Source organism: Streptomyces sp. NPDC017529 (genome assembly GCF_044329785.1).
Classification (GTDB): Bacteria; Actinomycetota; Actinomycetes; order Streptomycetales; family Streptomycetaceae; genus Streptomyces.
The window spans coordinates 59,233-84,620 of record NZ_JBIRJY010000012.1; the positions used below are offsets into that span (position 1 = coordinate 59,233).

Here is a 25,388-nt window from a genome sequence, read left to right on the forward strand (position 1 = left end):
CCGGACGAGTGGAGCGCGGTGCGCGAAGTGCGGGTTTCACGGCCGTCCGGCTCGTACGGCCATCCGTGTTCCCGGTCTCTTGTTCCTCACCGGCAGCGGCGGCCGGAGTTGATGCAGTCCACCGCGCGCGCCATCAGGTCGCGGGGCATGAAGTTGGCGAAGTCGGCGTGGTCGGTGACCGGTTTGCGCAGCTGCTCGGGGAAGCTGTCGACCGCGAAGGCGCGCGGCCGGGGCGGGACGGCGTAGGTCAGCCGCATCTGGAGCTGCGGCACGGCCTTCGTGCCGGTGGGGCAGCGGCCCGAGGACCGGTCGGGGAAGGCGAGGTGCGTGCGGTGGTTGGCGCTGTCCTTGTTCGCGCCGTCCCAGCAACTGGGGAAGTCCAGGATCCGTACGGCCTGGCTGCCGCCGGGGCACAGCGGGTACTTGTCGCTCAGCCGCCGGTTCTCGAAGCCGGTGCAGGTCCACTGCGCCCGCGCGTTGGCGGTGCCGTTGGTGAACGCCTTGGCGTCGCCGGTGATGGCGCGCAGCCCCTCGGGCATCGCGGTGACCTTGCCGGCCGCGTTGCCGCGGAAGGCCAGCGAGACGGAGCTGGGCGTCAGCACCTGTCCCACATTGCCGTCCGCCGGGTCCTGCCCGTTCCCGCCGCTCGGCCCGTCCCGGCCGCTGAGCCGGCGCAGCACGGGCCAGAAGTACGTCGACTTGTCGCCCCGGGCGCACGTGGTGCCGGCCGCGCGCAGCGAGTCGTCGGTGGAGAAGGCGTCCGTGGAGCGGTTGCCGACGTAGTCGTGGAGGTGGTGGGCGCCGTTGGCGACGCCCGGGGTGACGATGAAGTTGTCGGGGTTGTTGTGCCGGTTCTCGTTGCGGCCGCAGCCGCTGGTGAAGGTGCCGGTGGACGCGCCCCGCCCGTTGCGCGGGGGCCGGGCGGCGGGCGGCGCGGAGCGGATGTCGGCGAAGTCGCCGGCCGCCGGGATGCTTTGGCCGGGGGCGGTGGAGCCGGTGGGGCTGTCGGGGGTGTCGGCGGGGCCGGCGGCCGGGGCGTCGGGGCCGTTGTCAGTGGGGTGTGTCACGCTCGGTGACGACGGTGAAGGTGACGGATCGGCGGGCGGGGACCCGGACGGGGGAGTGGCGTTGTGAGCGGACGCGTTACCGGTGACGGAGACGAAGGTGCCGGCGGAGCCGAGCACGGCGAGCAGGGCGATCAGCACGAGGTGCTTGGTGCCGAGCCGGCGGCGGTGCCGCGGGGGATGTGGGGGCGGCGGCGACGGCCGCGGTGGCGGCGAAGGCCGGGGCGACTGCGGGGGCTTCGGGTTTTCGGCGGACCGGTGGTCGGTCATGGGGGATCACTTCTTCCCGTTCTTTCAGGGGTGTTGGCGCCGGTCAGCGGGGGCCCCGGTGGCTCCGGGGGACCCGGTGGCGGTGGCGGGGGGAGTCGCGGGCGGAGGCAGCGAATACGTCCGTGACGGCGTGACGGGCACGGGAGGCGCGGCGGGCGTCGCGTCCAGGGACGGGGGCGGTGCCGATGGGCTCGGCGGCGGAGAGGAGGTGGCAGCGTCCTCGGCGATCGCGTCGAAGTTGACGAATCCGGTGCGCTCCAGCATCGAGATGTGGTCCAGGACGGTGGTGTTGGCGTCGTCCGCCAGAGCGCGGACCAGCGAGTTGCGGGTGGTGGCGCGGACCTGGGCGACGACGGTGAAGACCTTGCCGTGCGCGAGCCGCAGGATGTTCGCGAACTTCCGGTCGTACGCGGCCCCGCGCGCGGCGCTCAGCTCGGCCAGCCACTGGAGCTGCTGGGCGTTGGGCCGGTCGGGCAGGCCGAGGCCGAGCTGCGCGGCCACCTCGCGTACGTGCCGGTCGAGCGCGGCATGCCCCTCGACGAGGTGGTCGCCCGCCTCCCGTACGGCCGGCACGGTGCCGCGCTCCTGCGCCTGCTGGCCGGCGGGCAGTTCCCACAGGCCCGCCAGCCGTACGCGGTTGACGAAGTCCCGGTCGAGCGCGGACAGCGGGCCGAACGAGGTGGCGACGGTCTGCGTGTTGACGTCCCCGCCCGCGCCCGGCCGCTCGGCGAACGACCAGATCGGAAAGAGCAGCGCGGCCAGTGTCGCGGCGAGAGCGGCGACGACGAGACCGGTGCCGGTTACGGATCGCATGGTGCCTCCTGGTGCGGCACCGCACGCTAGTGCGCCCTGCGCTGTTCCTGTCGTCCGTTCGGGGAAGCCCCGTCAACGCCCCCCGGCCGCTGGTACGTTGACCGGTTGCCCAGCGGTGCCACACGTACCGGGCGCCCCGTCGGCCACCCGCGAGGGGCGGCGCGGCCGGGGCGCCCTGTGCGCCGGGAGCGCCGCGGGTCAGCTGCCGCCGCAGCCTCCGCCGCCACAGGACGAACTGCTGCCGCAGCTCGATCCGCCGCTGGACGACCCGCTGTCCCCGCCGCCGCTCCCGCCGGACGAACTGCCGCAGCCCGACCCGGTCCCGCCGCCGCACGACGACCCGCACCAGGAGGTGTCCGGGTTGCCGTCCGGCACGTTCCAGCCGCATCCCGAGCCCGGCGAACCCGACGAGCCGCCGGACGTGCCGACCGGGGACGGGGAGTACGCGGAGGCGGCCGCCGCCGACCGCTGGGCCTCGGTGAGCTGCTCGCGGAGCACGTCGTCCACCAGCAGGGCGGTGCTGCCGAGCGCCACGAGCAGCGCTGCGGACTGCGCCGCGTTGGTCACCACGCCCGCCGCCGCTGCCTTCACCACCGCTGCGCCGGCCCGGGTGACCCGCCGCCCCAGCGCCTTCCGGCACTTCCAGCCGACCACGGTGCCGGCGAGGGCCGCCGGCAGGATCGTGACGACGAACGGGGGCTGCGACTGCGCGTGGGTGATGGCTCCCGTGAGGGTGAAGAGGAGGACCAGCGCGAGGCCCGCCGCGCAGATCCCGGCCTGCCAGGCCGCGTACAGCCGCCAGGGGCGGCCGGTGCGCGGGTGCCGCATCAGGCCGCGCGCCGCCAGGCCGTCGCCGACGGCCTGGACGGCGGGGGCGTGCATGACATGGCGGCGCAGGGTGCCCAGCGAGCCGTCCGGGGTCCGCGCCAGTGAGTCCAGCACGGCCGTCTCGACCGGGTCGTACGCCACCGGCTGCCGTACGGTCACCACCCCGGGCCCGCCGACGGCCAGCCGGCCGTCCTGGTGCATCCCGGCGATCGCGGCGTCCGCCACCCGCGCCGGGCCGCCGGAGAGAAAGGCGATTTTCCACAGGTCGTGGTCGGCGTTGCCAAGGCGCTTCGGCCTGGGCAGCGCCCGGACGATGCGGACGGTACGGGCGACGAGCAGCACGGAGGAGGCGGCCACCGCCAGGGTCACGAGAAGCGCGAGCACGGCGCTCACCTCCGGTGCAGGGCGAGCCGGACGGCCCGGGAGAGCCGCTGCACCGGGCCGCGCGGCGGCCTCGGCCCGGCACGGTCCCGCCACCACTGCGTCAGCTCTCGGCGCGCGTCCGGGTCGGCGGGGCGGTCGGTGGCCAGCAGATGGACCGCGAAGTCCATGGCGTCCTGGCGGTAGCCGGCGCTCATGGGCCGGTGCCGCGCGTAGTCGAGAAAGCTGTCGCGGTAGCCCGCGCCGAGGATGCCCGGCAGTTCCGGTGCGACCTTGGCGACCACGGAGGCCCGTTTGGCGGTCAGGGCCCGGCTCTGCACCAGCAGCCGCCGCCGGTCGAAGCCCTCCGGCGCCGGCGTCCCGGCGACGAGCGCGGAGAGCAGCGCGGCCTGCGCGACCGCGAGCCGCTGCCGGGCGGGACCGGTGCCGGTCCCGTCGGTGCCGGTGGTGGAGATGTCGGTGGTGGCCGTGGTGGTGGCGGCGCTGGTTGCGGCGGCCGGCGCCGCGGTCGCCGTGCGTGGCGTCGGGGCCTCCTTCAGGACGGTGCGGATCGCGTCCAGTTCACCGATCAGCTCACCGGCCGCCGGGAAGTCCTCGTCACGCTCCAGCAGGACGCCGGGAGGCGTGACGCGCGCGCAGAGTTCGGCCAGCACGTCCAGGACGGGCTGGGTCACCGGGTGGGCGTGGGTGTCGTGCCAGACCCCGTCCCGCTCGATCCCGCCCGCCACGTGCACGTACGCGATGGCCTCGACGGGCAGTTCGTCCAGCGCCGTGGCCGGGTCCTCGTGCCGGTTCACGTGATTGGTGTGGAGGTTGGCGACATCGACGAGCAGCCGTACGCCGGTCCGCTCGACCAGTTCGGCGAGGAACCGGCCCTCGGTCATCTCCTCGCCGGGCCAGTCGACCAGGGCCGCGATGTTCTCCACGGCCAGCGGCACGGGCAGCGCGTCCTGCGCGATGCGGACGTTCTCGCAGAGCACGTCCAGCGCGTCCCGGGTGCGCGGCACGGGCAGCAGGTGCCCGGCCTCCATCGCGGGGGAGGCGGTCAGCGGGCCCCCGGCCCGTACGAACGCGATGTGCTCGGTGACCAGGGGCGCGCCCAGCGCCTCGGCGCGTTCCGCGAGGGCGGCCAGCCGGCCCGCGTCCGGCCGGTCGGCCCCGCCGAGCCCGAGCGAGACGCCGTGCGGCACGACGGTCGTGCCCCGTTCCCGCAGCGCTTGCAGGGCGGGCGGCAGATGACCCGGGCAGATGTTTTCGGCGACGACCTCCACCCAGTCCACGCCGGGCAGCTCCGCGATCTCGTCGGCTATCTCGGGCCGCCAGCCGATGCCCGTGCCGAGACGTTCCATGATTTCCCCTCCCCCGATACCACTCCCGTGGTGTGGGGTATTCATGACCCCGGCCGCCCGCGGCGAATCCGTCGGGCGGCGGGTTCAGAGGTTGATTTGAGCTTGCCGCGCGCGCCCGCCCACCGGTGGCCGACGGCGGGCGGGCGGCTCAGCGGGCGGTCTCGACGCCCACCGCGGCGCCGAGGGCGAGCAGCACGCCGCCGGTGGCCTGGTCCAGGCGTCGGCGTACACGCGGGCGTTGGAAGAAGGCGCGCGCCCGGTGCACCGCCAGGGCGATCCCGCCCAGCCAGCAGAAGCCCAGCGTGACGTGCACGGCGACCAGCAGGAGCGTCGTCGCCACGACCGGCGCGTCGTGCGGGATGAACTGCGGCAGCAGGGACATGTAGACGACCCCGACCTTCGGGTTCAGAACATGCGTCAGCAGGCCCGTACGGAACGCACGGAGCGGCGACTGCCGGTCGGTCTCGGGCCCGGGGGTGGCGGCGTCCGCCGCGGCGGGACCGGAGGCGTCACGTCCGGCCTCCGGGGGGCGGCGGTGTGCGCCGCGCAGCGCCTGGAAGCCCAGCCACATCAGGTACAGCGCCCCGGCGACGCGCAGCGCGTCGTACGCCGCCTGCGACGCCGACAGCATGGCGGTCAGCCCGACCGCCCCGGCCAGCCCCCACACGAAGCAGCCGGCGGCTATGCCGAGCGCGGAGCACAGCGCCGACCGCCGCCCGGAGCCGAGGGAGGTCCGCAGCACCACCGCGAAGTCGGGGCCCGGCGAGACGGTGAGCAGCACGGCCACCGCGGTGAAACCCAGAAGAGAAGAGAACACGGGAGGCAACCGTACGTCCTGCGCCGGCCGGTGTTCCCCGGCCCCCCTGCGACCCCGCGCACCGCCGCGTACCTCTTGCCCAGGGGCCGGGCGCCTGCTCCCATGTCCATCGGGGGGTGGTGGGTATGAGCGACATCCGTCCCGGGCCCGGAGCGGACGAGGGCAAGCAGGAGACGCGGTACGCGAGCGACCCCGACCGGCTGTTCCTGCCGCCGGACGACGACCTCGCCCCGAACCGCCCGGGGGAGGACCTGCGGGTCCGTCTCGCCGAGCACCCGCGCGCCAGGGCGGCCCTGTGGTGCGCCCGCCTGCTCGGCCGGCGCCCGCCCCAGGACGCCTGGCACCGGCAGCTCCTGGGCGAACGGGCCGTCGGCACGGCGCTGGACGGGCTGACGGCGGGCGGCTGGTACGTGATCCACTCCATACCGGTGCCGCCCGCAGCGGTCATCGGCCATCTGCTCATCGGGCCCGGCGGCGTGCTGTGCGTCGGCACCCGCTACGTACGCGGGGCCCGGGTGCGGGTGGCGGAGGACGCGGTGCGCGTCAGCCGCGGGCACCCGGCGGGACCGTACGTCCGCGAGTGCCGGCAGCAGGCCCGGCGCGCCTCGTACGTGCTGACCCGCGGCTGCGGGTTCCGCATCGAGGTGCGGCCGGTGCTCGCGTTCGTCGGCGCGGCGGACGTGGAGACGGACCCGGCGCTGCGCGGGGTGCGGGTGTTGCGGGACGAGCGCGAGGTCCCGTTGCTCGGACGGCTCGGCGGGGTGCTCGCCCCCGGCCGCGTCGAGCGCGTCTACACCGTCGCCAGGAACCGCCGCACGTGGCAGGTGGCCTGAGGGCGGCCCGTGCGGCCTCGGTCACGTCGGGTCGCCGGGGGCCCCGGGTGCGCGGAGAGTCCGGCGGACGGCGTCGCGGAGCCATTGGTGGGCCCCGTCGGCGGCGTGGCGTGGGTGCCAGGCCATGCCGATGGTCACGGGCGGCAGCGGCAGGGGGACGTCGAGGAGGCGCAGGCCGAGGGCGATGGCGGCGTCGGTGAAGGGCGAAGGGGCGGCGCCGGCGGGCGCGATGGGGATGAGGCAGACGACATCGCTGCGCGCGGCGAGTGCCATCGCGGCCAGGTGGCTGGGCAGGACGACGCTGACCCGCCGGCTGAGGCCGTGCTCGGCCAGGGCGGTGTCCAGGGGGCCGGCGAACCGGCCGCGGCGGCTGACCCCGACGTGTTCGGCGGCCGCGAGCCGGGCCGGGGTCAGGGGCTTCCCGGCGAGCGGGTGGCCGGGCCGGACGGCCGCCACCATCCGGAGGGTGGCCAGTTCGTCGACCCGGGTTTCGGGGTCGACGTGGTCGATGGCCCCGATCTCCAGGTCGATCCGGCCGTCGCGCAGGGCCGGTCCGGCCTCCAGCTCTTCGGCCCGGAACCGCAGCGAGACCCCCGGTGCCTCCTGCCGCGCCAGTTCCAGCAGCCCGGGGGCCAGCGCCGCACCGACCAGGTCGGCGGTCTGAAGGGTGAAGGTGGTGCGCAGCTCGGCGGGGTCGACGCCGGTCCCGGGGGAGAGCAGCGTGCCGAGGCGGCGCACCACCGAGGCGGCCTCGTCGCGCAGGGCCTGGGCGCGGGGGGTGGGGACCATGGTCTGTCCGGCCCGTACCAGGAGGGGGTCTTGGAGGACGCGCCGGAGGCGGGCGAGCGTGCGGCTCATGGCGGCGGGGGACGTGTGCAGGCGCGCGGCGGCGCGGGTGACGCTCTGCTCGGCCAGCAGGGCGTCCAGCGCGACGGCGAGGTGGGCGTCGACGACCGGCTCTGGGCTGTTCACCAGCGTTATTCCATTCCGGGCAATGATCCGTTGCTGAAGTTCCCATTGTGGCAACTCGATGGGCCTCGCAGGATGAGGAACGTACCGGCCCGGTACCGCCCACGAGGTCTTCACGACCGTCCCACCTGCCACTTTGGAGGCACCGTCATGTCCGCCGAGGAAACCGCGCCGCCCGTCACCGCGTTCATGCTCATCAAGACCCTGCCCGAGTGGCTCGCCATGACCCCCCACGAGCGGGTGCGCGCCCTCGACACCGAGGTCATGCCCGTGGTCAAGGCCAAGACCACCGGCGTCCGGTCGCGCTTCTACGACACGGAGTTCTACTCCACCCGCGTCACCGACGTCTGGGTCTGGGAGGCCGACGATCACAACGCCTACCAGCTCCTCATCGACGCGCTGCGCGAAACCCCTTTCTGGGACCGCTACTTCGAGGTCGTCGACCTCCTGGTAGGCACCGAGAACGGCTACGCCCGCACCTACAATGTCGCCCCCGTCACCACCATCAGCACCTGATACACCGCACGACCCACGCCATGCCGACGCCCCCTGGCCCCGCGCGGCCGGGGGGCGTCCCGGCCATCACAACTCCGCGATCAGCGCCTCGACCCTCGCTTTGATCTCGTCGCGTGCGGGGCGCACGGCCTCGGTGCTCTGCCCGGCGGGGTCGGGCACCCGCCAGTCGAGGTAGCGCTTGCCGGGGAAGACGGGGCAGGTGTCGCCACAGCCCATCGTGATCACGACGTCGGATGCCTGCACGGCCTCGACGGTGAGGACCTTGGGCACTTCGGCCGAGATGTCGATGCCCACCTCGGCCATCGCCGCGACGACGGACGGGTTCACCGTGCCGGCGGGCGCGGACCCGGCGGACCGTACCTGTACGCGGTCGCCCGCGAGGTGCGTGAGGAACGCGGCGGCCATTTGGGAGCGGCCGGCGTTGTGGACGCAGACGAACAGGACCGACGGCACCGCGCTGTCAGACATGGGCGGGGCCTTTCTCGGCGAGTGGTGCGGGAGCGGGGAAGAAGCGGCGGGTGCGCAGCGCGACGTAGACCAGGCCGATCAGCGCCGGCACCTCGATGAGGGGGCCGACCACGCCGGCGAGGGCCTGCCCCGAAGTGGCGCCGAACGTGGCGATGGCCACCGCGATGGCCAGCTCGAAGTTGTTGCCGGCCGCGGTGAACGCGAGCGTCGTCGCGCGCGGGTGGTCGAGCCCCGCGGCACGGCCGACCGCCATCGAACCGGCCCACATGACGGCGAAGTACACGAGGAGCGGCAGCGCGATGCGGGCGACGTCCAGCGGCTGCGAGGTGATCGCGTCGCCTTGCAGCGCGAACAGGACGACGATCGTGAACAGCAGCCCGTACAGGGCGAACGGCCCGATGCGCGGGATCAGCTTCGCCTCGTACCACGTGCGGCCCTTGGCCCGCTCGCCGATCCGGCGCGTGAGGTAGCCGGCGACCAGCGGGATTCCGAGGAAGATCAGTACGCTTCGGGCGATCTCCCACACGGACACGTCGAGGCCGGCCTGCTCAAGGCCGAGCCACCCGGGCAGCACGGACAGGTAGAACCATCCGAGGGCCGAGAACGCGATCACCTGGAACACCGAGTTCAGCGCCACCAGGACGGCGGCGGCCTCGCGGTCCCCGCAGGCCAGGTCGTTCCAGATGATCACCATGGCGATGCAGCGCGCCAGCCCCACGATGATCAGGCCCGTCCGGTATTCGGGCAGGTCGGGCAGGAACAGCCAGGCCAGCGCGAACATGAGCGCCGGTCCGGCGATCCAGTTCAGCAGCAGCGAGGGCAGCAGCAGGCGGCGGTCGCGGGTGACGGTGCCGAGCCGGTCGTAACGCACCTTGGCGAGGACCGGGTACATCATCACGAGCAGGCCGAGCGCGATCGGCAGCGATACGCCGGTCACGGTGACCTCGGCGAGCGCGCCCCCGAGGCCGGGCACGACCCGGCCGAGGCCCAGGCCGAGGGCCATCGCGGCGAGAATCCACACGGCGAGGTAGCGGTCGAGGAACGACAGGCGGCCGGCGACCGCCTGTGCGGGTGCGGCGCTCACGAGACCGCCCCGGCGGTCCCGGCGGAGGCGGGCAGGGGCTCGCCGGCGGGGCGGGCCAGGACGCCCGCGAGGCGGTCGGTCATCTCGGGCAGCAGCCGGTAGTAGACCCACGTGCCGCGCCGCTCGCAGTCGATGAGACCGGCCTGCCGGAGCAGTTTGAGGTGGTGCGAGATCGTCGGCTGGGACAGGTCGAACGCGGGGGTCAGGTCGCAGACGCAGACCTCGCCGCCGGCGCGCGAGGCGATCATCGACAGCAGGCGCAGCCGCACCGGGTCGCCCAGGGCCTTGAACACCTTCGCCAGCTCCGCGGCCTGCACCTCGTCGAGGGGCATGGCCAGCAGGCCGGGGCGGCAGGGGCCGGCCGCGTCGTCCCGGCCGAGCACCACGAACTCTTGATTCGACATGCTTCTATATTGACGTTCTTCGATTCAGGACGCAACCTTGAATAGACAGGCATCAATGCAAGCCGATCGGAGACACGTCATGTCCCGTGCACAGCTCGCCCTGCGCGTCAGCGACCTCGAAGCGTCGGTCACCTTCTACTCGAAGCTGTTCGGCACCGAACCGGCCAAGCGGCGCAAGGGATACGCCAACTTCGCCCTCGCCGAGCCGCCGCTCAAGCTCGTACTGATCGAGGGCGAGCCCGGACAGGAAACCCGCCTCGACCACCTCGGCGTGGAGGTCGGGTCCACGGACCAGGTGACGGCCGCGGCCGACCGCCTCAAGAACGCCGGCCTTGCCACATTCGAGGAGAACGACACCTCGTGCTGCTACGCCCTGCAGGACAAGGTGTGGGTGCACGGCCCCGGCCGGGAGCCGTGGGAGGTCTACGTCGTCAAGGCCGACGCGGACACCCTCGGCGAGAGCGCCGACCCCGAGGCGACCGGTGAGGCCCCCGCCGCGGGCTGCGCCTGCGCCTGCGGAAGCTGATCCGGCGGCCTACGGGCGCCGTTCACGAGGGAGCGGACAGAAACGGTTGCCCCCTTCGGCCACGACGGTTTCCCCGGGCGCGATCTCCGTGAACCCCGCGTCGTGCACCACCGGGAGCCCGCTGTGCGTCAGTTCGTCCCACCGGCCCGGCGGGGCGGTCCGTACCGACAGGGGGAAGCCGGCGTCCCGCCAGGCGGCGCGCTCGGTGTCCGACAGCTCCCACCAGGCCAGTTGGGCGCCGTGGCCCGCCTGGGCCATCGTCTTGCCGGCCGACATGGCCAGTTCGGGGTTGAGCCACAGCACCGGTCCGTCCGCGGCGGGAGCGGGCGGGGGGTGCGGGTCGTCCAGGTCCGTTCCGGAGACCTGGAGCCGGGCCAGGTCCTTGGGCCAGCCGTCCAGCGGGACCGGCGGGAAGACCCGTACCTCCGCGCCGTCGCCGTGAACGGTGATCCCGGGAAGCGCCTCGGCGCGCCGCCACTCCGCGCCGCGGGCCCGGCGCACCACCTTGCGGATGCGGGCGTCCTGCCAGTCGCGTACGGCCGCCGCCCACGCGCCGTCGCCGGCCGCCCGTTCGTCCGAGAGCAGGACCAGCACGGCACGGGCCGCCGTCTCCAGGGCGTCCGTGCGGGCGGGCGGCGCGGCCCGCTCGATGCGTACGACGAGCGGCAGGACGTACTGCGGTGCGGCGTCCCGGTCGGGCTGCGCGGGGCGGGCCGCGTCGGTCGCCGCGCCGCTCGGTTCGCCGGGGCCGGTGAAGTCGGTGCTGGTCACACGGGCAAGTGTGCCAGCAGCCCGGACCGCCCCGCGCCTGGCCGCCGTCTTGGCGGAGCGGATCATTCCGGGTGATTATCCTCCGTATGCAAAGCGACCTCTTCGCCTCCGAGAACGTGGTCACGCCGGCCTCCGCGCCCGGCATGACCCTGCAGAACGCCAAATCGATCAAGTACGCGGTGGACGGCGAGTGCCTCGCCCGCCAGGGCTCGATGGTCGCCTACCGCGGCGATCTGCAGTTCGAGAAGCAGGGGCAGGGCGTCGGCAAGTTCATCAAGCGGGCGGTGACCGGCGAGGGCCTGGCCCTGATGGCCGTGCGCGGCCGCGGCGAGGTGTGGTTCGCCCACGAGGCCGCCAACTGTTTCATCGTCGAGCTCGCTCCCGGCGACGGCATCACGATCAACGGCCGCAACGTGCTGTGCTTCGACCCGTCCCTGTCGTACGAGATCTCCACCGTCAAGGGCGCCGGGATGACCGGTGGCGGCCTGTTCAACTCCGTCTTCACCGGCCAGGGCAAGCTGGGCGTGGTGTGCGAGGGCAACCCCATCGTCATCCCCGTCTCGCCGCAGGCCCCGGTCTTCGTCGACACCGACGCGGTGGTGGGGTGGAGCGCGTCGCTGAAGACGTCGCTGCACCGTTCGCAGAGCGTCGGCTCGATGCTGCGCGGCGGTTCGGGAGAGGCCGTGCAACTGCGGCTCGACGGCGAGGGCTTCGTGATCGTCCGGCCCAGCGAGCTGCGGCCCGAGCGGGCGAGCGGCAACTGACGGCGACGGCGTGCGCGGCGGACGGGGCGGCGGGGGGCCGATGAGACTGGACGGGGTGGGGCGGCGCTACGGAGCGCGCGGCCCGTGGGTGCTGCGGGACGTCGACCTCCACCTGCCGCGGCGGTCCCTGGTGCGCGTGGAGGGCCGCAACGGCAGCGGCAAGTCCACGCTGCTGCGGCTCCTGGCCGGGATCGACGCGCCCAGCAAGGGCCGCGTCACCGGGCGCCCGCGCACCGCGTACGTGCCCGAACGCTTCCCGGACGCCCTCCCGTTCACGGCCGCCGGCTACCTCACCCACCTCGGCCGGATCCACGGCCTGCGCGGCTCCGAGGCGGCCCGCAGGGCGGCGGACTGGCTCGAACGTTTCGGCGCCGGCGGGCACGCCGGTACGCCGCTCGCCGAACTGTCCAAGGGCACCAGCCAGAAGGTCGCGGTGTCCCAGGCGCTGCTGGCCGAGCCGGACCTGCTCGTCCTCGACGAGGCGTGGACCGGCCTGGACCCCGCGGCACGCGACACCCTCGACCGGGCCGTGGCCGAGCGGGTGGCGGAGGGCGGCACGGTCGTCTTCGTCGACCACGACCCGCGCCGCCTGGCGGGCGCAGCCGACGCGCGGTACCGCGTCGTGGGCAACCGGCTGGACCGGCTGCCGGACGCGGCGGAAGCGGGTCTCGCGGAAGTCCGCGCGCCGTCCGGCCCGCAGGTGACCGTCGAGGCGGAGCTTCCCGGGGGCGCCGGCCGCCTCGCCGAGACGACCGGCCTCGGCGACCTGCCGGGCCGGCCCGTCGTCACCCCGGGCGCCGACGGAACGACGGCGCGGCTGACCGTACCGGCCGCCCACTCCGACGCGCTGCTGCGCGCCCTGCTCACCGCGCGCCCGCCCTGGCACGTCCGCGCGGTCGCTCCCGTACCGCAGGCCCCGGCCGCGTCCGGCCCGCAAGGCCCGCCCGACGGTCCGACCCCCGACGAAAACCGGTCCCCGTGATTCCGCTCCTGCGCTACCAGACGGCCTTGCTTCTGCGGTCGCACCGCTGGCTGCCGCCGCTCCTGCTCTACGCCGCCTTCCTCGCCGTGGGAGTGCAGACCGGCGGGCCGATCCTCGACTCGTACGGCCTCGCCGCGATCGGTCTGCTGCCCCTCGCCGCGTGGCTGTGCCGGATCTGCGTCACCAACGAGCCGCCCACCGCCCGCGCCTGCGCGGCGGCGGCCGCCGGACCCGGCCGGGCCCACCTCGCCTGCGTCCTTGCAGGGGCGCTGGCGGCCACATTCCTCGCCCTCGCAGGCACGGCCTACGTCGCGCTGGTGGCCGATCCGCACGCCTCCGACCACCACACCGCCGTCCCCGTACTGCCCGCAGCCGGCGCCGGCCTGATGGCCGCACTCACCTGCGTGCTGCTGGGCACCGCCGTCGGGGCACTGTGCAACCGGCCGGTGCTGCGCAGCACCGGCTGGTCGATCCTGTCCGGCCTGCTGGCCGCACTGCTGCTGCTCGTGGCGAGCGCGTCGCCCGCGAATGCCGCCATATCCGGCCTGGTCACCGGGTCCCGCGACGGGACGATCACCGCGCCCTGGCTGCCGCTGGCCCTCACGGCCGTGATCGCGGCCGCCGCCACCGCCCTGGCCTGCCGGCTCGGCTCCCGCCGCGGCTGAACCGGCGCTCCGCGGCTCCTGGCCGGACGTAGGATCGACGGTATGCCGGGTACCGACGATCAGACGAGCCGAACAGACGAGCGGCCGGACGCCGTGGACGCCGGCCCGCCCTTCGCCGACTGCGTGCACTGCGGCAAGCCCACCGAGTACCCGGCCAGCCGCCCCGGTGCCCTGCTGTGCCCGCCCTGCGAGTGGCTGGAGGCCCAGCGCACAGCCTGCTCAGGCTAGAGAGACCGTCCCGGACCGCTTCAGCCTTCCGCACCCCGCGACTCCGCGATCAGCTCCGACACCCGAACGAACCGGTAACCGCGCTTCCGCAAGGCGGGGACGATCGTCCGTACCGCCTCGTCCGTGACCGGTGCCGCGCTGCGGGTGCAGTGCAGCACCACCACCGAGCCGGGCCGGACGCCGGCCAGCACCTGTCCGGCGACCCGGCCCGGGTCCCGGGCGAACGCGTCGCCGCCGATCACGTCCCACTGCACCACCGTCACCCCGGCCGGTGCCACCGCCCGCAGCGCCTGGTCGTCGTAGCAGCCGCCGGGGAAACGGAAGTACGGCACCGGGTGCGCCACCCCGGCCCGCCGGAACGCGGCGAAGGCCCGTTCCACGTCGGCGCGCATCGACTCCGGGGCGAGGGCGGGCAGGCCGTAACAGGAGGCCGAGGGGGTGAAGGAGCGGTGTGCGTAGGAGTGGTTGGCGACCTCGAAGAGCGGGTCGCGGCCGATCGAACGCGTCTGGTCCGGGTACTGCTCGGCCCAGCGCCCGGTCACGAAGACCGTGGCGGGCACGCGCAGCCGGCGCAGCGACGCGATCAGCGCGGGGTTGTCGAAGCGCTCGCCGCCGGCCGCGCGGGTGCCGTCGTCCGAGGTCATGTCGGCGTCGAAGGTCAGTGCCACGCGCCGGGCCGCGCCGTCGTACCGCGGGCCGTGTGCGAAGACCGCGGTACGGCCGTCGGGCCCGGCAGGGAGGGTCGGCACCGCTACGGGCGCGGGCGCGGACGGCGGGGCCTGGGCGGCCGGCACGGGCCCGCAGGCGGTGGCCGGTGACAGGAGGAGGACGAGCGGCGCGAGCACCCGCAGCACGGTCGTGATCGGTCGGTAACCGGCGCTGGTGGGCATGTGCGGAGCGTAAACAGCGGAGGCGGGGCGGCCGGGACGACACGGGGGCATCGACCGTATCGGCCGTGTCACTCGCATCGAGTGACACGGCCGGTGCGGGTGGCGGCCTCAGTCCTCCCAGGGACCCGTGACCGCGAACGTCGTGCCGGGCGTGTAGCAGTTGACGTACATCGTGCGCTGGTCGGGGGAGAAGGTGACGCCCGCGAACTCGCCCCACTCGGGCTTCTCCGGCGTGCCGATGTTCTGCCGGTTGCGTGCCACGGGGTGGACCGTGCCGCGCCGGGTCAGCCCGTACACGTGCTGGGCCCCATCCCCGTCCTCGCACACCATCAGGCCGCCGCCGGGCGCCAGGCAGATGTTGTCGGGGGACTCGCCGGGCAGCTGGATGTCGGTGCCGGGGCCGAAGACGACGACGAGGGTCAGGCGGCGCGCGTCCGGGTCGTACCGCCAGATCTGGCCGTAGTGGTCGGCGGCCGATCCGTCCGCGCTCCGCGCGAAGCTGGAGACGAAGTAGACGCTGGAGCCCCAGTAGCAGCCCTCCAGCTTCTGCGCGTGGGTGATGCCGCGCGGGCCGAAGTCCTGGAAGCGTATGGGGGTCTGCCGGGCGAGCGGGTCGGGGACGTCCACCCACTCCACGTGGCGGAACGTGGTGCCGGTCTCCTGGACGGCGGAGAGGTCCCCGACATCCGGTATGCGCAGCGCCTGGAGCCGGCCGCCGGCCCGTAGCGAGCCCCGCCCGCCCAGCGGCTTGGCGGGCCGGAAGCGGTAGAAGAGGCCGAACGGCTTGTCGAAGGCGTCCTCGGTCTCGTAGACCGTGCCGCTCTCCGGGTCCACGGCCACCGCCTCGTGCTGGAACCGCCCCATGGCGGTCAGCGGCACGGCCCCGGTACGGCGCGGATCGTACGGATCGACCTCGAAGACGAAGCCGTGGTCCTTGGTGTGCCCGTCCTGGCCCGCGCGCACCTCGGTCTCCTCGCAGGTGAGCCAGGTGTGCCACGGGGTGGGCCCGCCCGCGCAGTTGGTGGAGGTGCCGGCGATGGCGACGCGTTCGGAGAGCACCCGGTGGTGCCGGTCCAGTTCCAGCGCCGTACAGCCGCCCTCGCCGGCCGGGTCGTAGGTGAGGCCGGCGACGGTGGGGACGGGCACCCGCGATCTGCGCCGGTTCTCGTGGTTGCGTACGAGGTGGACGCGGCCGTGGCGGCCGGGGAAGGCGGCCATGCCGTCGTGGTTGCCCGGTATTCGGCCCTCGTCGGAGGGCAGCCGGCCGCCCTCGCGGGAGAGGACCGTGTAGCGGAATCCCTTGGGGAGATCGAGCAGTCCGGCCGGGTCCGGTATGAGCGGGCCGTAGCCGCGCCGGCCCGCGCTCCGCGCGCTGGCGGTCCCCGCGAAGATCTCCGAAATGCTGCCGGCGAAGGCGATCGACAGACCCAACGAGCCGGTTCTTGCCAGGACTTGACGTCGTGTTGCGGACATGGGGCGACTCCCTGCTGGCGGACAGGTGACGTGACCGCATGTGTGTATCACGCACGTCGGCCGCCGGGAACCGGCCGCGCGCGCCCGCCGCAGCGGCGCCGCAGGTCCGGATCGCAGGGGCGGGCCGGGGCCGTCCGGACCCGGCCCGCACGGGGCTCCGCTACGCCTCCGCCAGCGGCTTGGCGTCGCGGGCCAGTGCCGTCAGCCGGGATATGGCGCGGAAGTACTTCTTCCGGTAGCCGCCCCTGAGCATGTCCTCGCTGAACAGCGCGTCGAACGGCTTGCCGGCGGCCAGTACGGGGATCTCGCGGTCGTAGAGCCGGTCCGCGAGCACCACCAGGCGCAGCGCCGTGGACTGGTCCGGCACCGCCTGCACATCGGTCAGGCAGACGGCCGTGATGCCGTCGCACATCGCCCCGTACCTGCTGGGATGCACCTTCGAGAGGTGTTCCAGCAGCGAGGGGAAGTCGTCGAGCGAGGCGCCGGGGGTGCGGTACGCGACGCGCGTGACGATCGCGTCGTCGAACGGGGGCGGGGCCTCGGGCAGGCCCCGGTGGCGGTAGTCCTCGCCGTCGATGCGCAGCGGCCGGAAGTGGGCGCTCAGGCCCTGGATCTCGCGCAGGAAGTCCGCCGCTGCGAAGCGGCCCTCGCCCAGCTTGCCGGGCAGCGTGTTGGAGGTGGCGGCGAGCGCGACACCCGCCTCGACCAGCCTGCTGAGCAGACTGGAGACGAGCACGGTGTCACCGGGGTCGTCCAGCTCGAACTCGTCGATGCACAGCAGGCGGTGGCCGCTGAGCGTCTGCACGGTCTGCTGGAAACCGAGCGCGCCGACCAGATTGGTCAGCTCGACGAAGGTGCCGAACGCCTTCAGTTCGGGGGCGGCCGGGGTGGCGTGCCACAGGGACGCCAGCAGGTGCGTCTTGCCGACGCCGTAGCCGCCGTCCAGGTAGACACCGCGCGGACCGGCGGGCGCCGCCGCCTTCTTGGCGCCCCTGCCGAACCAGCGCCGCTTGCCGCCGCCGGTCTCCGCGCCACCGCCGATCCCCGCGGCGAAGTCGCCCAGGATCTGTACGGCCGCGGCCTGGCTGGGCTGGTTCGGGTCCGGGATGTACGTCTCGAAGCGCGCGCTCTGGAAGCGCGGCGGCGGGACCATTTCCGCCACCAGACGGTCGGCCGGGACGTGCGGTGCGCGCGCGGTGAGCGCGGCGGGCGCCGCTCCGGCCCCCTCTGCCGGCGGTCCGGCTATGGGGGAGGACTGGGGGGACGAGGGCTGGGAAGGCGACACAGCCGTCCAGCCTAGCTCCTGTGCGGAAGGACTCGGCCGGGTGAGCGAGGCATGTCACACTGCGGCCTATGCGACGCCTGTTCCCCATTCCCGCCCAGTACGCACGGTCAGCGGATTTCCCCGGACCCTCCGCTGCCGAGAATTCCACCGCCGGTCCCGTCGGTGCGGATTCCGCTACGGATACTTCCCGCAGCGCGAGTTCCGGGCCGGTGGATTCCGGTACGGCGGGGCTTGCCGATTTCGCCGACCGCCGGTGGAGCCTGGACGAATTGGCCGACGCCTACGCGTATCCGCGGCTCGGCGAGGGCGAGGGCTGGCTGCGCGCGAACATGGTCTCCTCGCTGGACGGCGCCGCCCATCACGAGGGCCGCTCGCAGCCGCTGTCCAGTGATGCGGACATGCGGATCTTCGGCGTGCTGCGCGGGCTCGCGGACGCGGTGGTCGTCGGCGCCGAGACCGTACGCAAGGAGGGCTACCGCCCGGCCCGCGCCCGCGAGGCGTTCGCCGCGCGGCGGGCCGCGGCCGGGCAGGGCCCCGCTCCCGCCGTCGCGGTGGTGACCGCCAGTCTGGACCTGGACTTCTCGCAGCCGCTGTTCACCGAGCCGCTGGTGCCGACGGTCGTGCTGACCGGGGCGGGGGCCGACGAGGACCGGGTGCGTACCGCGCGCAAGGCCGGCGCCGAGGTGGTCTTCGCAGGTGACGGCGGTGTCGTCGACCCGTCGCGCATCGTCGGCGCGCTCGCCGCCCGCGGCTTCACGCGGCTGCTGACGGAGGGCGGCCCGCGTCTGCTGGGTCAGCTCGCCGGATGCGGGGCACTCGATGAGTTGTGCCTCTCCCTGGCACCGCTGGTGGTCGCCGGTGACGCGCCGCGCATCATGAACGCGCCGGTGGCCGCCGTTCCGGAAACATTCGTACTCGCGTCCGTACTGGAGGAAGCCGGTTTCCTGTTCACCCGTTACCGTCGGTCCTGAACAAAGGGCGGAATTATTCGTTCCGCTTAGCTCCCGCCGGGCACACTAAAGGCCAGCAGGCCCCGTGTGGCGACGGGGCAGGATGGTTTCTGTTCGGCCCGCTCCCAGGGACGGGCCGCGAGAGAAGAGAAGAAGGGCGTCCGCCGTGTTCACGAGTGTCTTGATGATCGAGAAGCCCCTGACGCCCGCCGACGTGGAGTTCGTCACCACGCTGCACGGCGACGACCAGGTCTCCTTCGTCGTCCTCATGCAGCCGCGCGGCAAGCAGGACCTCCTGCTCCGGGCCATCGACGACGTCGCCCTGGGTGAGTTCGAGGACGCCGTACGGGAAGGCGACGAGCCGGAGGGCGCGCAGGCGGAGCCACCCGCCGGGCGCGCCCTGTCCTACACCCTGGCCGCGCTGCGTGCGACGGGCGCCGAGGCCGTCGGGCAGATCGTCGAGGACCACCCGCTGGACCTGCTGCGGTCGGTCGTCGACGAGACCGGCGCCGACGAGGTGATCGTGCTGACCGCCCCGCACTTCGTCGAGGAGTTCTTCCACCGCGACTGGGCCTCCCGCGCCCGGCACAAGGTCGGCGTCCCCGTGCTCAAGCTCTTCTCGCACGCGCCCGACGACCCGGCCCGGGACGTGGCGCAGAACCCGGCCAAGGGCCCGGCTACCGGCTCGGGAGAGGACGCCGCGGGGAGCTGAGCCGCCCGTCCAGCACCTCCGCGGTCGCGTCCACCGCCTCCAGGTGGGCGCGGTCGTGCGTGACGAGCACCGTCGCGGTGGCGCGCTGGTGCGTGAGCGTGGTGATCAGGTCCAGCACCGCGGCGCCGCGCTCGTGGTCCAGCGCGCTGGTCGGCTCGTCGACCAGCAGGACGGCCGGTTCGTTCATCAGCGCCCGCGCGATGTTGATCCGCTGCCGCTGGCCGCCGGAGAGCTGGTGCGGGCGGCGCCCGGCCTGGTCGGCCAGGCCCACCGCGGCCAGCAGCTCCAGCGCCCGCGGCCGGGCCGCGCGCGGCGGGCGGCCGTCCAGATGGGCCATCACCTGCAACTGCTCCACCGCCGTCAGGGACGGCAGCAGGTTGGGCTGCTGGAAGACCGTGCCGATCTTCGTGCGGCGCAGTGCGGTCAGCTCGGCCCGGCTCATCCCGGTGGTGTCCGTGCTGGCCACGGCCACCCGGCCGCTGTCCGGGGTGATCAGCGTCGCGGCCACCGCGAGCAGGCTGGACTTCCCGGAGCCCGAGGGACCGAGCACGGCGGTCACGGACCCGGTGGGCACGGTCAGGCTCACGTCGTCGAGGGCGGTGAGGCGGGAGGCGCCGTCCGGGTAGGTGAGGGTGACACCGGCCAGTTCGAGGCCGGGGGTGTGGGGGAGGCGGGAAGTGTTCGCGTTCATGGCGTCCGTCGCTGGGGTCGTGGGGTGCAGGATTCGGGGCGGGCGCGCTGTTCGCGGCCGCCCTTTCGTGCCCGGAATGCGCGGCGGCGGCTCCGGCGCGGCAATCGGAATTCCCGAAACCGGAACCGGCACGCACCGGTGGAACACGCCCCCGGCCGGACCGGAATTGCTTCCGGAACAAGCCCGAGGAATGGAACCGGAATCCGGCCGCGGCACGGTTTTCACCGGGGAATGCCGGTCGGGCACCGGAAAGGCGCGGAATCAGGGAAGCCGTACGGCGTCACCGGGGCGTCGCGGCGGCTCACCGCGCACTGCCCAGCGCGGTCAGCGGATCGACGGCGGTGATGCGGCGGATCGACAGCGCGGCGCCGACGGCCCCCAGCGCGATCATGACCAGGGCCGGGAGCAGGACGGTGCCCGGGTCCAGGACGAACGGGACGGCGTCGCCCACGGCCGCGCCGACCGAGGCCGCGAGCGCGGTGCCCAGGCCCGTACCGGCCACCAGCAGCACCACCGCCTGGCCGAGCGCGTCCCGCAGCAGGTAGCGGGTGGAGGCGCCGAGCGCCTTGAGCACGGCGACGTCGCCGCTGCGCTGGATCGTCCACACCGTGAAGAAGGCGCCGATGACCAGCGCCGATATGGCGAAGAGGAAGCCGCGCATCAGCTGTAGGGAGCCGTTCTCCGCGGTGTACGAGCCGATGGCGCGCAGCGCCTCGCCGGTTGTGACGGTACGGGTGCCCAGCCGCCGGTCGGCGGCGGCCACGTCGGCGCCCCCGGAGGTGGTGAGGGCCACCACCGTTGCCGTTTCCGCCCCGCCGCCGGAGCCCCGGGCGCTCCCGGAGCCCCCGCTGCCGCCGCCCGGCGCGCCGGCCCAGTCGGCCAGCGACGTCCAGACCACCGGCGTGTGGCTGTACATCGCCTCACCCGACACCGCGGCGGCCGTCAGCTGCCGCCCGTTCAGGGTGAAGGCGTCCCCGGCCCGTACGCCCAGCTCCTCGGCGGCCTTGCGGGACAGCACGGCCGCACCGTCGGCGATCCGCCCGGGCGCGGGCGCCAGCCGCGAGCCCGGCCGTACCCCGAAGGCGGACAGCGCGGCGGTGCGCCGGTCCGCGCCGTCACCCGCCGCGGCCCTGGCCGTACCGATCCCCAGCGGCTCCGCCGAAGCGACGCCCGGCACCCGCGACCACGCCTGCCAGGTGCGTTCACCGACGTGCGAGTCGGCGAACGAGACGTCGCCGCCGCCGGCCGGGGCGGCGAAGGCGAGGCGGTCGGCGGGCAGCGAGGTGATCGCCGAGGTGTTCTCCCGGCCCAGGCCCGCCGTCAGCCCGGACAGCAGCCCCACCAGCACCGTGATCAACACGATGACGGTGCCCATCAGGGCGAACCGGCCCTTGGCGAATCTCAGGTCTCTCCAGGCGACGAACACGGGGCCCCGGCCATCCTTCGGTCGACTGCCGGGCCCGTTGCCCGGCGGCTGGTCCCCACCGTCGCCGGGGAAGGAGGCGGCGGGCATCGCGCCCGCGGGTGGTTCGCCGGGATCGAAAGGCGCAGCCCACGATCAACCTTTCGATGGATGCCGGTACGGGGACCGATGCCTAACCTGGAGGGGTCGTGACTCCGCACTCCCTCACCCCCGTCCTGCGGGTGCTGCGCAGCTGCCTGCACCTGATGGTCGCCGCGCTGCTGGCGCTCGCCGCCGTGCGGGCCGTGGCCGACCACAGCCCGAACACGCCGGCCGTCACCGGCGCCGCCGTCCTGCTGCTCGCCGTCTACGCCGTCGGCCCGACCCTGCCGCCGGTCCGCACCTCCACGGCCGCGGCGGCGCTCTGGCTCGCCGCCGTCATGGCGGTGTGGACCGTCCTGCTCGCCCTCACGCCGCTCGGCGTCTGGCTGGCCTTCCCGCTCTTCTTCGTCCAGCTGCACCTGCTCCCGCTGCGCTGGGGCCTGCCCGCCGTCCTGGTCACCACGCTCGTCGCGATCGGCGGGTTCGGCTGGCACACCCACGTGCTCACCGTCGGTACGGTCGTCGGACCCGCGCTCGGCGCCGCCGTCGCCGTCGCCGTGGTCCTCGGCTACCAGGCCCTGTACCGGGAGAGCGAGCAGCGCCGCCGCCTCATCGAGGAGCTGACCGCCGCCCGCAGCGAACTGGCGGCCGCCGAGCACGCCGCCGGGGTGCTCGCCGAGCGCGAGCGGCTGGCCCGCGAGATCCACGACACCCTCGCGCAGGGGCTCTCCAGCATCCAGCTGCTGCTGAGGGCCGCGGAACGAGCGCTTCCGCAGGGGCCGGACACCGAGACCGCGCTGGGCCACGTCCGGCAGGCCCGGCAGGCCGCCGTCGACAATCTCGCCGAGGCCCGCCGCTTCGTACGGGCGCTGAGCCCGCCCGACCTGGAGGCCGGGTCGCTGCCCGCCGCCCTGGAGCGACTGTGCGCCACCACCGCCCAGGCCTCCGGTGTGGCCGTGCACTGCCAAGTCTCCGGCGCCCCCGTCGAACTGCCCACCCCGCACGAGGTCGCGCTGCTGCGCATCGCACAGTCCGCGCTGGCCAACACGGTGCGGCACGCGGGCGCCGGCCGCGCCGAGCTGACGCTCTCCTACATGGACACCGAGGTCGCCCTCGACGTGGTCGACGACGGCGCCGGCTTCGTGCCCGCCGAGGTGCCCGCACCGGGCTCCGGCGCCGGCTCGGGCACCGGCTTCGGGCTGGCCGCGATGCGCGCCAGGGCCCGCGCGCTGCACGGCACGCTGGCCGTGGAGTCCGCGCCGGGCGAGGGCACGGCGCTCGCCGTCACCCTGCCGTACCCGCAACCGGCCGCCCCGCCGGCCCCGGCCCCCGCTCCTCCACCCGGCCCCGACGCCCCTCCCGGACAGGCCACCGCGTGATTCACCACCCCGAGCCGGGACCCGCCACCGGCCCCCGCCCCGCCCCCGTACGCCTCCTCCTCGCCGACGACCACCCCGTCGTACGGGCCGGACTGCGCGCCGTCCTGGAGACCGAACCGGACTTCGAGGTCGTGGCGGACGTGCCCACCGCCGAGGAGGCCGTGGAACGGGCGGCCCGGTCCGGCGTCGACGTCGTCCTGATGGACCTCCAGTTCGGCGGCCGGATGCTCGGCTCGCAGGCCACCGCCGCCATCACAGCGCGCGCGGGCGCCCCCCGCGTCCTGGTCCTGACCACGTACGACACCGACGCCGACATCCTCGCCGCCATCGAGGCGGGCGCCACCGGCTACCTCCTGAAGGACGCGCCGCCCGAGGAACTGGCCGCCGCCGTACGCACCGCGGCGGCCGGCAAGTCCGCGCTCGCGCCGACCATCGCGCTGCGCCTGATGGACCGCGTACGGACGCCCGCCGCGGCCCTCTCCCGCCGCGAGACCGAGGTCCTCCAGCTCGTCGCCGACGGCCTGTCCAACGCCGGGATCAGCAAACGGCTCTTCCTCAGCCAGGCCACGGTCAAGTCCCACCTCGTGCACATCTACGCCAAGCTGGGCGTCGACTCCCGCACCTCGGCGGTGGCCGCGGCCACCGCGCGCGGGCTGATCCGCCGCTGACCCGGCGCCCGGGCCCGCCCGGCACCGGCTGTCGGTGCCGGGTGCGAGAATCGTTCGCGTACGGACCGTAGAGATCGACGAGCAGGAGACTGACGCATGGCACCGTCCCCGGGCATCCCCGACGCGATGGACCGACCGCACTTCATCGGCATCGGCGGCGCCGGGATGTCCGGCATTGCGAAGATCCTCGCCCAGCGCGGCGCCCGGGTCGCCGGCAGCGACGCCAAGGAGTCGGCGACCGCCCAGGCCCTGCGCGACTCCGGCGCCACGGTCCGCATCGGCCACGCCGCCGCACACCTCGCCGAGGACGCCACCAGCGTCGTCGTCTCCTCCGCGATCCGCGACGACAACCCGGAGCTGGCCGCGGCCCGCGAGCGCGGCATCCCCGTCGTGCACCGCGCCGACGCGCTCGCCTCCCTCATGGACGGCCTGCGCCCGATCGCCGTGGCCGGCACCCACGGCAAGACGACCACCACCTCCATGCTGGCCGTCTCCCTCGCCTCCCTGGGCCTGTCCCCGTCCTACGCCATCGGCGGCGACCTGAACGCCCCCGGCTCCAACGCCGAGCACGGCAGCGGCGAGATCTTCGTCGCCGAGGCGGACGAGAGCGACCGCAGCTTCCACAAGTACGCGCCCGAGGTCGCCATCGTCCTCAACGTCGAGCTGGACCACCACGCCAACTACGCCTCGATGGACGAGATCTACGAGTCCTTCGAGACGTTCGCCGCCCGTATCCGCCCCGGCGGCACCCTCGTCGTCTCGGCCGACCACCCCGGCGCCCGCGAACTGACCTCCCGCGTCGCCGGCCGCCACGACATCGAGATCGTCACCTACGGCGAGGCCGAGGACGCCGACGTACGGGTCCTCAAGGTCAACCCGCGCGGCCTGTCCAGCGAGGTCACCGTCGCCCTGGCCAACGGCAAGATCCTCACCTTCACCGTCTCGGTCCCCGGCAAGCACTACGCCCACAACGCGGTCGCCGCCCTCGCCGCCGGCACCGCGCTCGGCCTGCCGCCGCACAACCTGGCCTCCGCGCTCGGCACGTACACCGGCGTCAAGCGCCGCCTCCAGCTCCAGGGCGAGGCGGCCGGCGTGCAGGTCATCGACTCCTACGCGCACCACCCCACCGAGATGACCGCCGACCTGGAGGCCATCCGCGGCGCCGCCACCGGCTCCCGCGTCCTGGTCGTCTTCCAGCCGCACCTCTTCTCCCGCACCCAGGAGCTGGGCAAGGAGATGGGCGAGGCCCTCACCCTCGCCGACGCCTCCGTGGTCCTCGACGTCTACCCGGCCCGCGAGGACCCGATCCCCGGCGTCACCAGCGCCCTGATCATCGAAGCGGCCCAGGCCAAGGGCGCCCGGGTGACCGCCGAGCACGACAAGACCGCGATTCCCGAGGTGATCGCAGGAATGGCGGAGCCGGGCGACCTTGTTCTCACCATGGGCGCGGGCGACGTGACCGAACTCGGCCCGCAGATCCTCGCGCGCCTGCAGGGCTGACAGGAAGAAGAGGGACCTCATGCCGTACGAGATCGACAAGCCGGACGAGCAGTGGCGCGCCGAGCTGACCCCGCAGGAGTACCAGGTCCTGCGCCAGGGCGGCACGGAGCCCCCCTTCGTCGGCGAGTACACCGACACGAAGACGGCGGGCGTCTACTCCTGCCGCGCCTGCGGCGCCGAGCTGTTCCGCTCCGAGACGAAGTTCGAGAGCCACTGCGGCTGGCCGTCCTTCTACGACCCCAAGGACACCGACGCCGTCGAACTCCTCCGGGACGACTCCCTCGGCATGGTCCGCACGGAGGTCCGCTGCGCCCGCTGCGGCTCCCACCTCGGCCACGTCTTCGAGGGCGAGGGCTACCCGACCCCGACCGACCAGCGGTACTGCATCAACTCGATCTCGGTGCGGCTGACGGCTGACAAGGACTGAAGAGCGGCGCCGCTCGCCTGGTTGTGCCGAGCCGGCACAGCGACCGGACCGTGCGGCAGGCGCCACTCCGAGGGCGCCTGCCGCCCCGGCGGGTGAATACCCATAACCACAACGGTAGGGCCGTGTGGGGCACCCAACCTTGTGGTTGGGCGGAACCAACCCACGTGTTTTGTGGGG

General features: G+C 74.1%; 28 protein-coding genes. 13 read left to right on the forward strand and 15 right to left on the reverse strand.

Annotated features, from left to right (window positions below):
- Positions 1–86: 86 nt before the first annotated feature.
- The 5 genes from ACH4K4_RS26925 to ACH4K4_RS26945 form a co-directional block, all read right to left on the reverse strand.
- Positions 87–1,334, reverse strand: coding sequence for a DUF1996 domain-containing protein (locus ACH4K4_RS26925; protein ID WP_398170722.1), 1,248 nt, complete (start codon positions 1,332–1,334; stop codon positions 87–89).
- 24 nt (positions 1,335–1,358) lie between these two features.
- Positions 1,359–2,147, reverse strand: a complete 789-nt coding sequence (locus tag ACH4K4_RS26930) for a DUF4142 domain-containing protein (RefSeq protein WP_398170724.1) — start codon at positions 2,145–2,147, stop codon at positions 1,359–1,361.
- 198 nt (positions 2,148–2,345) lie between these two features.
- Positions 2,346–3,359, reverse strand: coding sequence for a TIGR04222 domain-containing membrane protein (locus ACH4K4_RS26935; protein ID WP_398170726.1), 1,014 nt, complete (start codon positions 3,357–3,359; stop codon positions 2,346–2,348).
- Positions 3,360–3,364: 5 nt separating this feature from the next.
- The gene (locus tag ACH4K4_RS26940) at positions 3,365–4,705 is read right to left on the reverse strand and encodes a DUF692 domain-containing protein (protein ID WP_398170728.1); all 1,341 of its coding nucleotides are present in this window, start codon (positions 4,703–4,705) and stop codon (positions 3,365–3,367) included.
- 148 nt (positions 4,706–4,853) lie between these two features.
- The gene (locus ACH4K4_RS26945) at positions 4,854–5,522 is read right to left on the reverse strand and encodes a LysE family translocator (protein ID WP_398170729.1); all 669 of its coding nucleotides are present in this window, start codon (positions 5,520–5,522) and stop codon (positions 4,854–4,856) included.
- A 125-nt stretch (positions 5,523–5,647) separates the two neighbouring features.
- Between ACH4K4_RS26945 and ACH4K4_RS26950 the strand changes: the two genes are divergently transcribed.
- Positions 5,648–6,355 (forward strand): nuclease-related domain-containing protein, encoded by a 708-nt coding sequence (locus ACH4K4_RS26950; protein WP_398170731.1) that lies wholly within the window; start codon positions 5,648–5,650, stop codon positions 6,353–6,355.
- A 21-nt stretch (positions 6,356–6,376) separates the two neighbouring features.
- Here ACH4K4_RS26950 and ACH4K4_RS26955 read toward each other — a convergent pair whose 3' ends face one another.
- Positions 6,377–7,336, reverse strand: a complete 960-nt coding sequence (locus ACH4K4_RS26955; protein ID WP_398171037.1) for a LysR family transcriptional regulator — start codon at positions 7,334–7,336, stop codon at positions 6,377–6,379.
- A 138-nt stretch (positions 7,337–7,474) separates the two neighbouring features.
- Between ACH4K4_RS26955 and ACH4K4_RS26960 the strand changes: the two genes are divergently transcribed.
- Positions 7,475–7,840, forward strand: a complete 366-nt coding sequence (locus ACH4K4_RS26960; RefSeq protein ID WP_398170732.1) for a darcynin family protein — start codon at positions 7,475–7,477, stop codon at positions 7,838–7,840.
- 66 nt (positions 7,841–7,906) lie between these two features.
- Here the strand turns inward: ACH4K4_RS26960 and ACH4K4_RS26965 are convergent, their stop codons facing one another.
- The 3 genes from ACH4K4_RS26965 to ACH4K4_RS26975 all read right to left on the reverse strand — a co-directional run bounded on the left by ACH4K4_RS26965 (position 7,907) and on the right by ACH4K4_RS26975 (position 9,796).
- Positions 7,907–8,308 (reverse strand): arsenate reductase ArsC, encoded by a 402-nt coding sequence (locus tag ACH4K4_RS26965; RefSeq protein ID WP_398170734.1) that lies wholly within the window; start codon positions 8,306–8,308, stop codon positions 7,907–7,909.
- A complete protein-coding gene (gene arsB / locus ACH4K4_RS26970; RefSeq protein ID WP_398171038.1) occupies positions 8,301–9,311 on the reverse strand; it encodes an ACR3 family arsenite efflux transporter in 1,011 nt (336 codons plus the stop codon). The genes ACH4K4_RS26965 and arsB overlap by 8 nt, the downstream gene beginning before the upstream one ends.
- Before the next feature lie 77 nt (positions 9,312–9,388).
- Positions 9,389–9,796, reverse strand: coding sequence for an ArsR/SmtB family transcription factor (locus ACH4K4_RS26975; protein WP_398170735.1), 408 nt, complete (start codon positions 9,794–9,796; stop codon positions 9,389–9,391).
- 79 nt (positions 9,797–9,875) lie between these two features.
- On the opposite strand from ACH4K4_RS26975, the gene ACH4K4_RS26980 reads away from it, so the two are divergent.
- Positions 9,876–10,322, forward strand: a complete 447-nt coding sequence (locus ACH4K4_RS26980; protein ID WP_398170737.1) for an ArsI/CadI family heavy metal resistance metalloenzyme — start codon at positions 9,876–9,878, stop codon at positions 10,320–10,322.
- Positions 10,323–10,331: 9 nt separating this feature from the next.
- Here the strand turns inward: ACH4K4_RS26980 and ACH4K4_RS26985 are convergent, their stop codons facing one another.
- A complete protein-coding gene (locus tag ACH4K4_RS26985; RefSeq protein WP_398170738.1) occupies positions 10,332–11,093 on the reverse strand; it encodes a peptidyl-tRNA hydrolase in 762 nt (253 codons plus the stop codon).
- 86 nt (positions 11,094–11,179) lie between these two features.
- On the opposite strand from ACH4K4_RS26985, the gene ACH4K4_RS26990 reads away from it, so the two are divergent.
- Genes ACH4K4_RS26990 through ACH4K4_RS27005 form a run of 4 tightly spaced genes read left to right on the forward strand, consistent with a single transcriptional unit; the run spans position 11,180 to position 13,732 of the window.
- The gene (locus ACH4K4_RS26990; protein WP_398170740.1) at positions 11,180–11,857 is read left to right on the forward strand and encodes an AIM24 family protein; all 678 of its coding nucleotides are present in this window, start codon (positions 11,180–11,182) and stop codon (positions 11,855–11,857) included.
- A 40-nt stretch (positions 11,858–11,897) separates the two neighbouring features.
- The gene (locus ACH4K4_RS26995; RefSeq protein ID WP_398170742.1) at positions 11,898–12,839 is read left to right on the forward strand and encodes an ATP-binding cassette domain-containing protein; all 942 of its coding nucleotides are present in this window, start codon (positions 11,898–11,900) and stop codon (positions 12,837–12,839) included.
- Positions 12,836–13,504 carry an ABC transporter gene (locus tag ACH4K4_RS27000; RefSeq protein WP_398170744.1) on the forward strand — a complete coding sequence of 223 codons (669 nt, stop codon included), beginning with the start codon at positions 12,836–12,838 and terminating at the stop codon, positions 13,502–13,504. The genes ACH4K4_RS26995 and ACH4K4_RS27000 overlap by 4 nt, the downstream gene beginning before the upstream one ends.
- Positions 13,505–13,546: 42 nt before the next feature.
- Entirely contained in the window at positions 13,547–13,732 is a 186-nt protein-coding gene (locus ACH4K4_RS27005; RefSeq protein WP_398170746.1) for a hypothetical protein, read from the forward strand.
- A 20-nt stretch (positions 13,733–13,752) separates the two neighbouring features.
- Here ACH4K4_RS27005 and ACH4K4_RS27010 read toward each other — a convergent pair whose 3' ends face one another.
- From ACH4K4_RS27010 to zapE, 3 genes are all read right to left on the reverse strand, one after another.
- Positions 13,753–14,622 (reverse strand): polysaccharide deacetylase family protein, encoded by an 870-nt coding sequence (locus ACH4K4_RS27010; protein WP_398170748.1) that lies wholly within the window; start codon positions 14,620–14,622, stop codon positions 13,753–13,755.
- 108 nt (positions 14,623–14,730) lie between these two features.
- Positions 14,731–16,095 (reverse strand): alkaline phosphatase PhoX, encoded by a 1,365-nt coding sequence (locus ACH4K4_RS27015; protein WP_398170750.1) that lies wholly within the window; start codon positions 16,093–16,095, stop codon positions 14,731–14,733.
- A 160-nt stretch (positions 16,096–16,255) separates the two neighbouring features.
- Positions 16,256–17,341, reverse strand: coding sequence for a cell division protein ZapE (gene zapE, locus ACH4K4_RS27020; RefSeq protein ID WP_398171040.1), 1,086 nt, complete (start codon positions 17,339–17,341; stop codon positions 16,256–16,258).
- Between the two features lie 107 nt (positions 17,342–17,448).
- Between zapE and ACH4K4_RS27025 the strand changes: the two genes are divergently transcribed.
- Positions 17,449–18,351, forward strand: a complete 903-nt coding sequence (locus tag ACH4K4_RS27025) for a pyrimidine reductase family protein (RefSeq protein ID WP_398170752.1) — start codon at positions 17,449–17,451, stop codon at positions 18,349–18,351.
- A gap of 163 nt (positions 18,352–18,514) precedes the next feature.
- Positions 18,515–19,042, forward strand: a complete 528-nt coding sequence (locus ACH4K4_RS27030; RefSeq protein WP_398171041.1) for an indole-3-glycerol phosphate synthase — start codon at positions 18,515–18,517, stop codon at positions 19,040–19,042.
- Here ACH4K4_RS27030 and ACH4K4_RS27035 read toward each other — a convergent pair.
- Positions 19,008–19,733, reverse strand: a complete 726-nt coding sequence (locus tag ACH4K4_RS27035; protein WP_398170754.1) for an ABC transporter ATP-binding protein — start codon at positions 19,731–19,733, stop codon at positions 19,008–19,010. The two genes, ACH4K4_RS27030 and ACH4K4_RS27035, sit on opposite strands and share 35 nt — an antisense overlap.
- A gap of 301 nt (positions 19,734–20,034) precedes the next feature.
- Positions 20,035–21,159, reverse strand: coding sequence for an ABC transporter permease (locus ACH4K4_RS27040; protein WP_398170756.1), 1,125 nt, complete (start codon positions 21,157–21,159; stop codon positions 20,035–20,037).
- Between the two features lie 242 nt (positions 21,160–21,401).
- On the opposite strand from ACH4K4_RS27040, the gene ACH4K4_RS27045 reads away from it, so the two are divergent.
- The 4 genes from ACH4K4_RS27045 to msrB all read left to right on the forward strand — a co-directional run bounded on the left by ACH4K4_RS27045 (position 21,402) and on the right by msrB (position 25,211).
- Complete coding sequence (locus ACH4K4_RS27045) at positions 21,402–22,616, forward strand: sensor histidine kinase (protein WP_398171042.1); 1,215 nt, start codon at positions 21,402–21,404, stop codon at positions 22,614–22,616.
- On the forward strand, positions 22,613–23,284 hold the full coding sequence (locus ACH4K4_RS27050) for a response regulator (protein WP_398170758.1): 672 nt from the start codon (positions 22,613–22,615) through the stop codon (positions 23,282–23,284). The genes ACH4K4_RS27045 and ACH4K4_RS27050 overlap by 4 nt, the downstream gene beginning before the upstream one ends.
- Positions 23,285–23,380: 96 nt before the next feature.
- A complete protein-coding gene (gene murC, locus ACH4K4_RS27055) occupies positions 23,381–24,784 on the forward strand; it encodes a UDP-N-acetylmuramate--L-alanine ligase (RefSeq protein WP_398170760.1) in 1,404 nt (467 codons plus the stop codon).
- 19 nt (positions 24,785–24,803) lie between these two features.
- On the forward strand, positions 24,804–25,211 hold the full coding sequence (msrB, locus tag ACH4K4_RS27060) for a peptide-methionine (R)-S-oxide reductase MsrB (protein WP_398170762.1): 408 nt from the start codon (positions 24,804–24,806) through the stop codon (positions 25,209–25,211).
- Positions 25,212–25,388 lie beyond the last annotated feature (177 nt).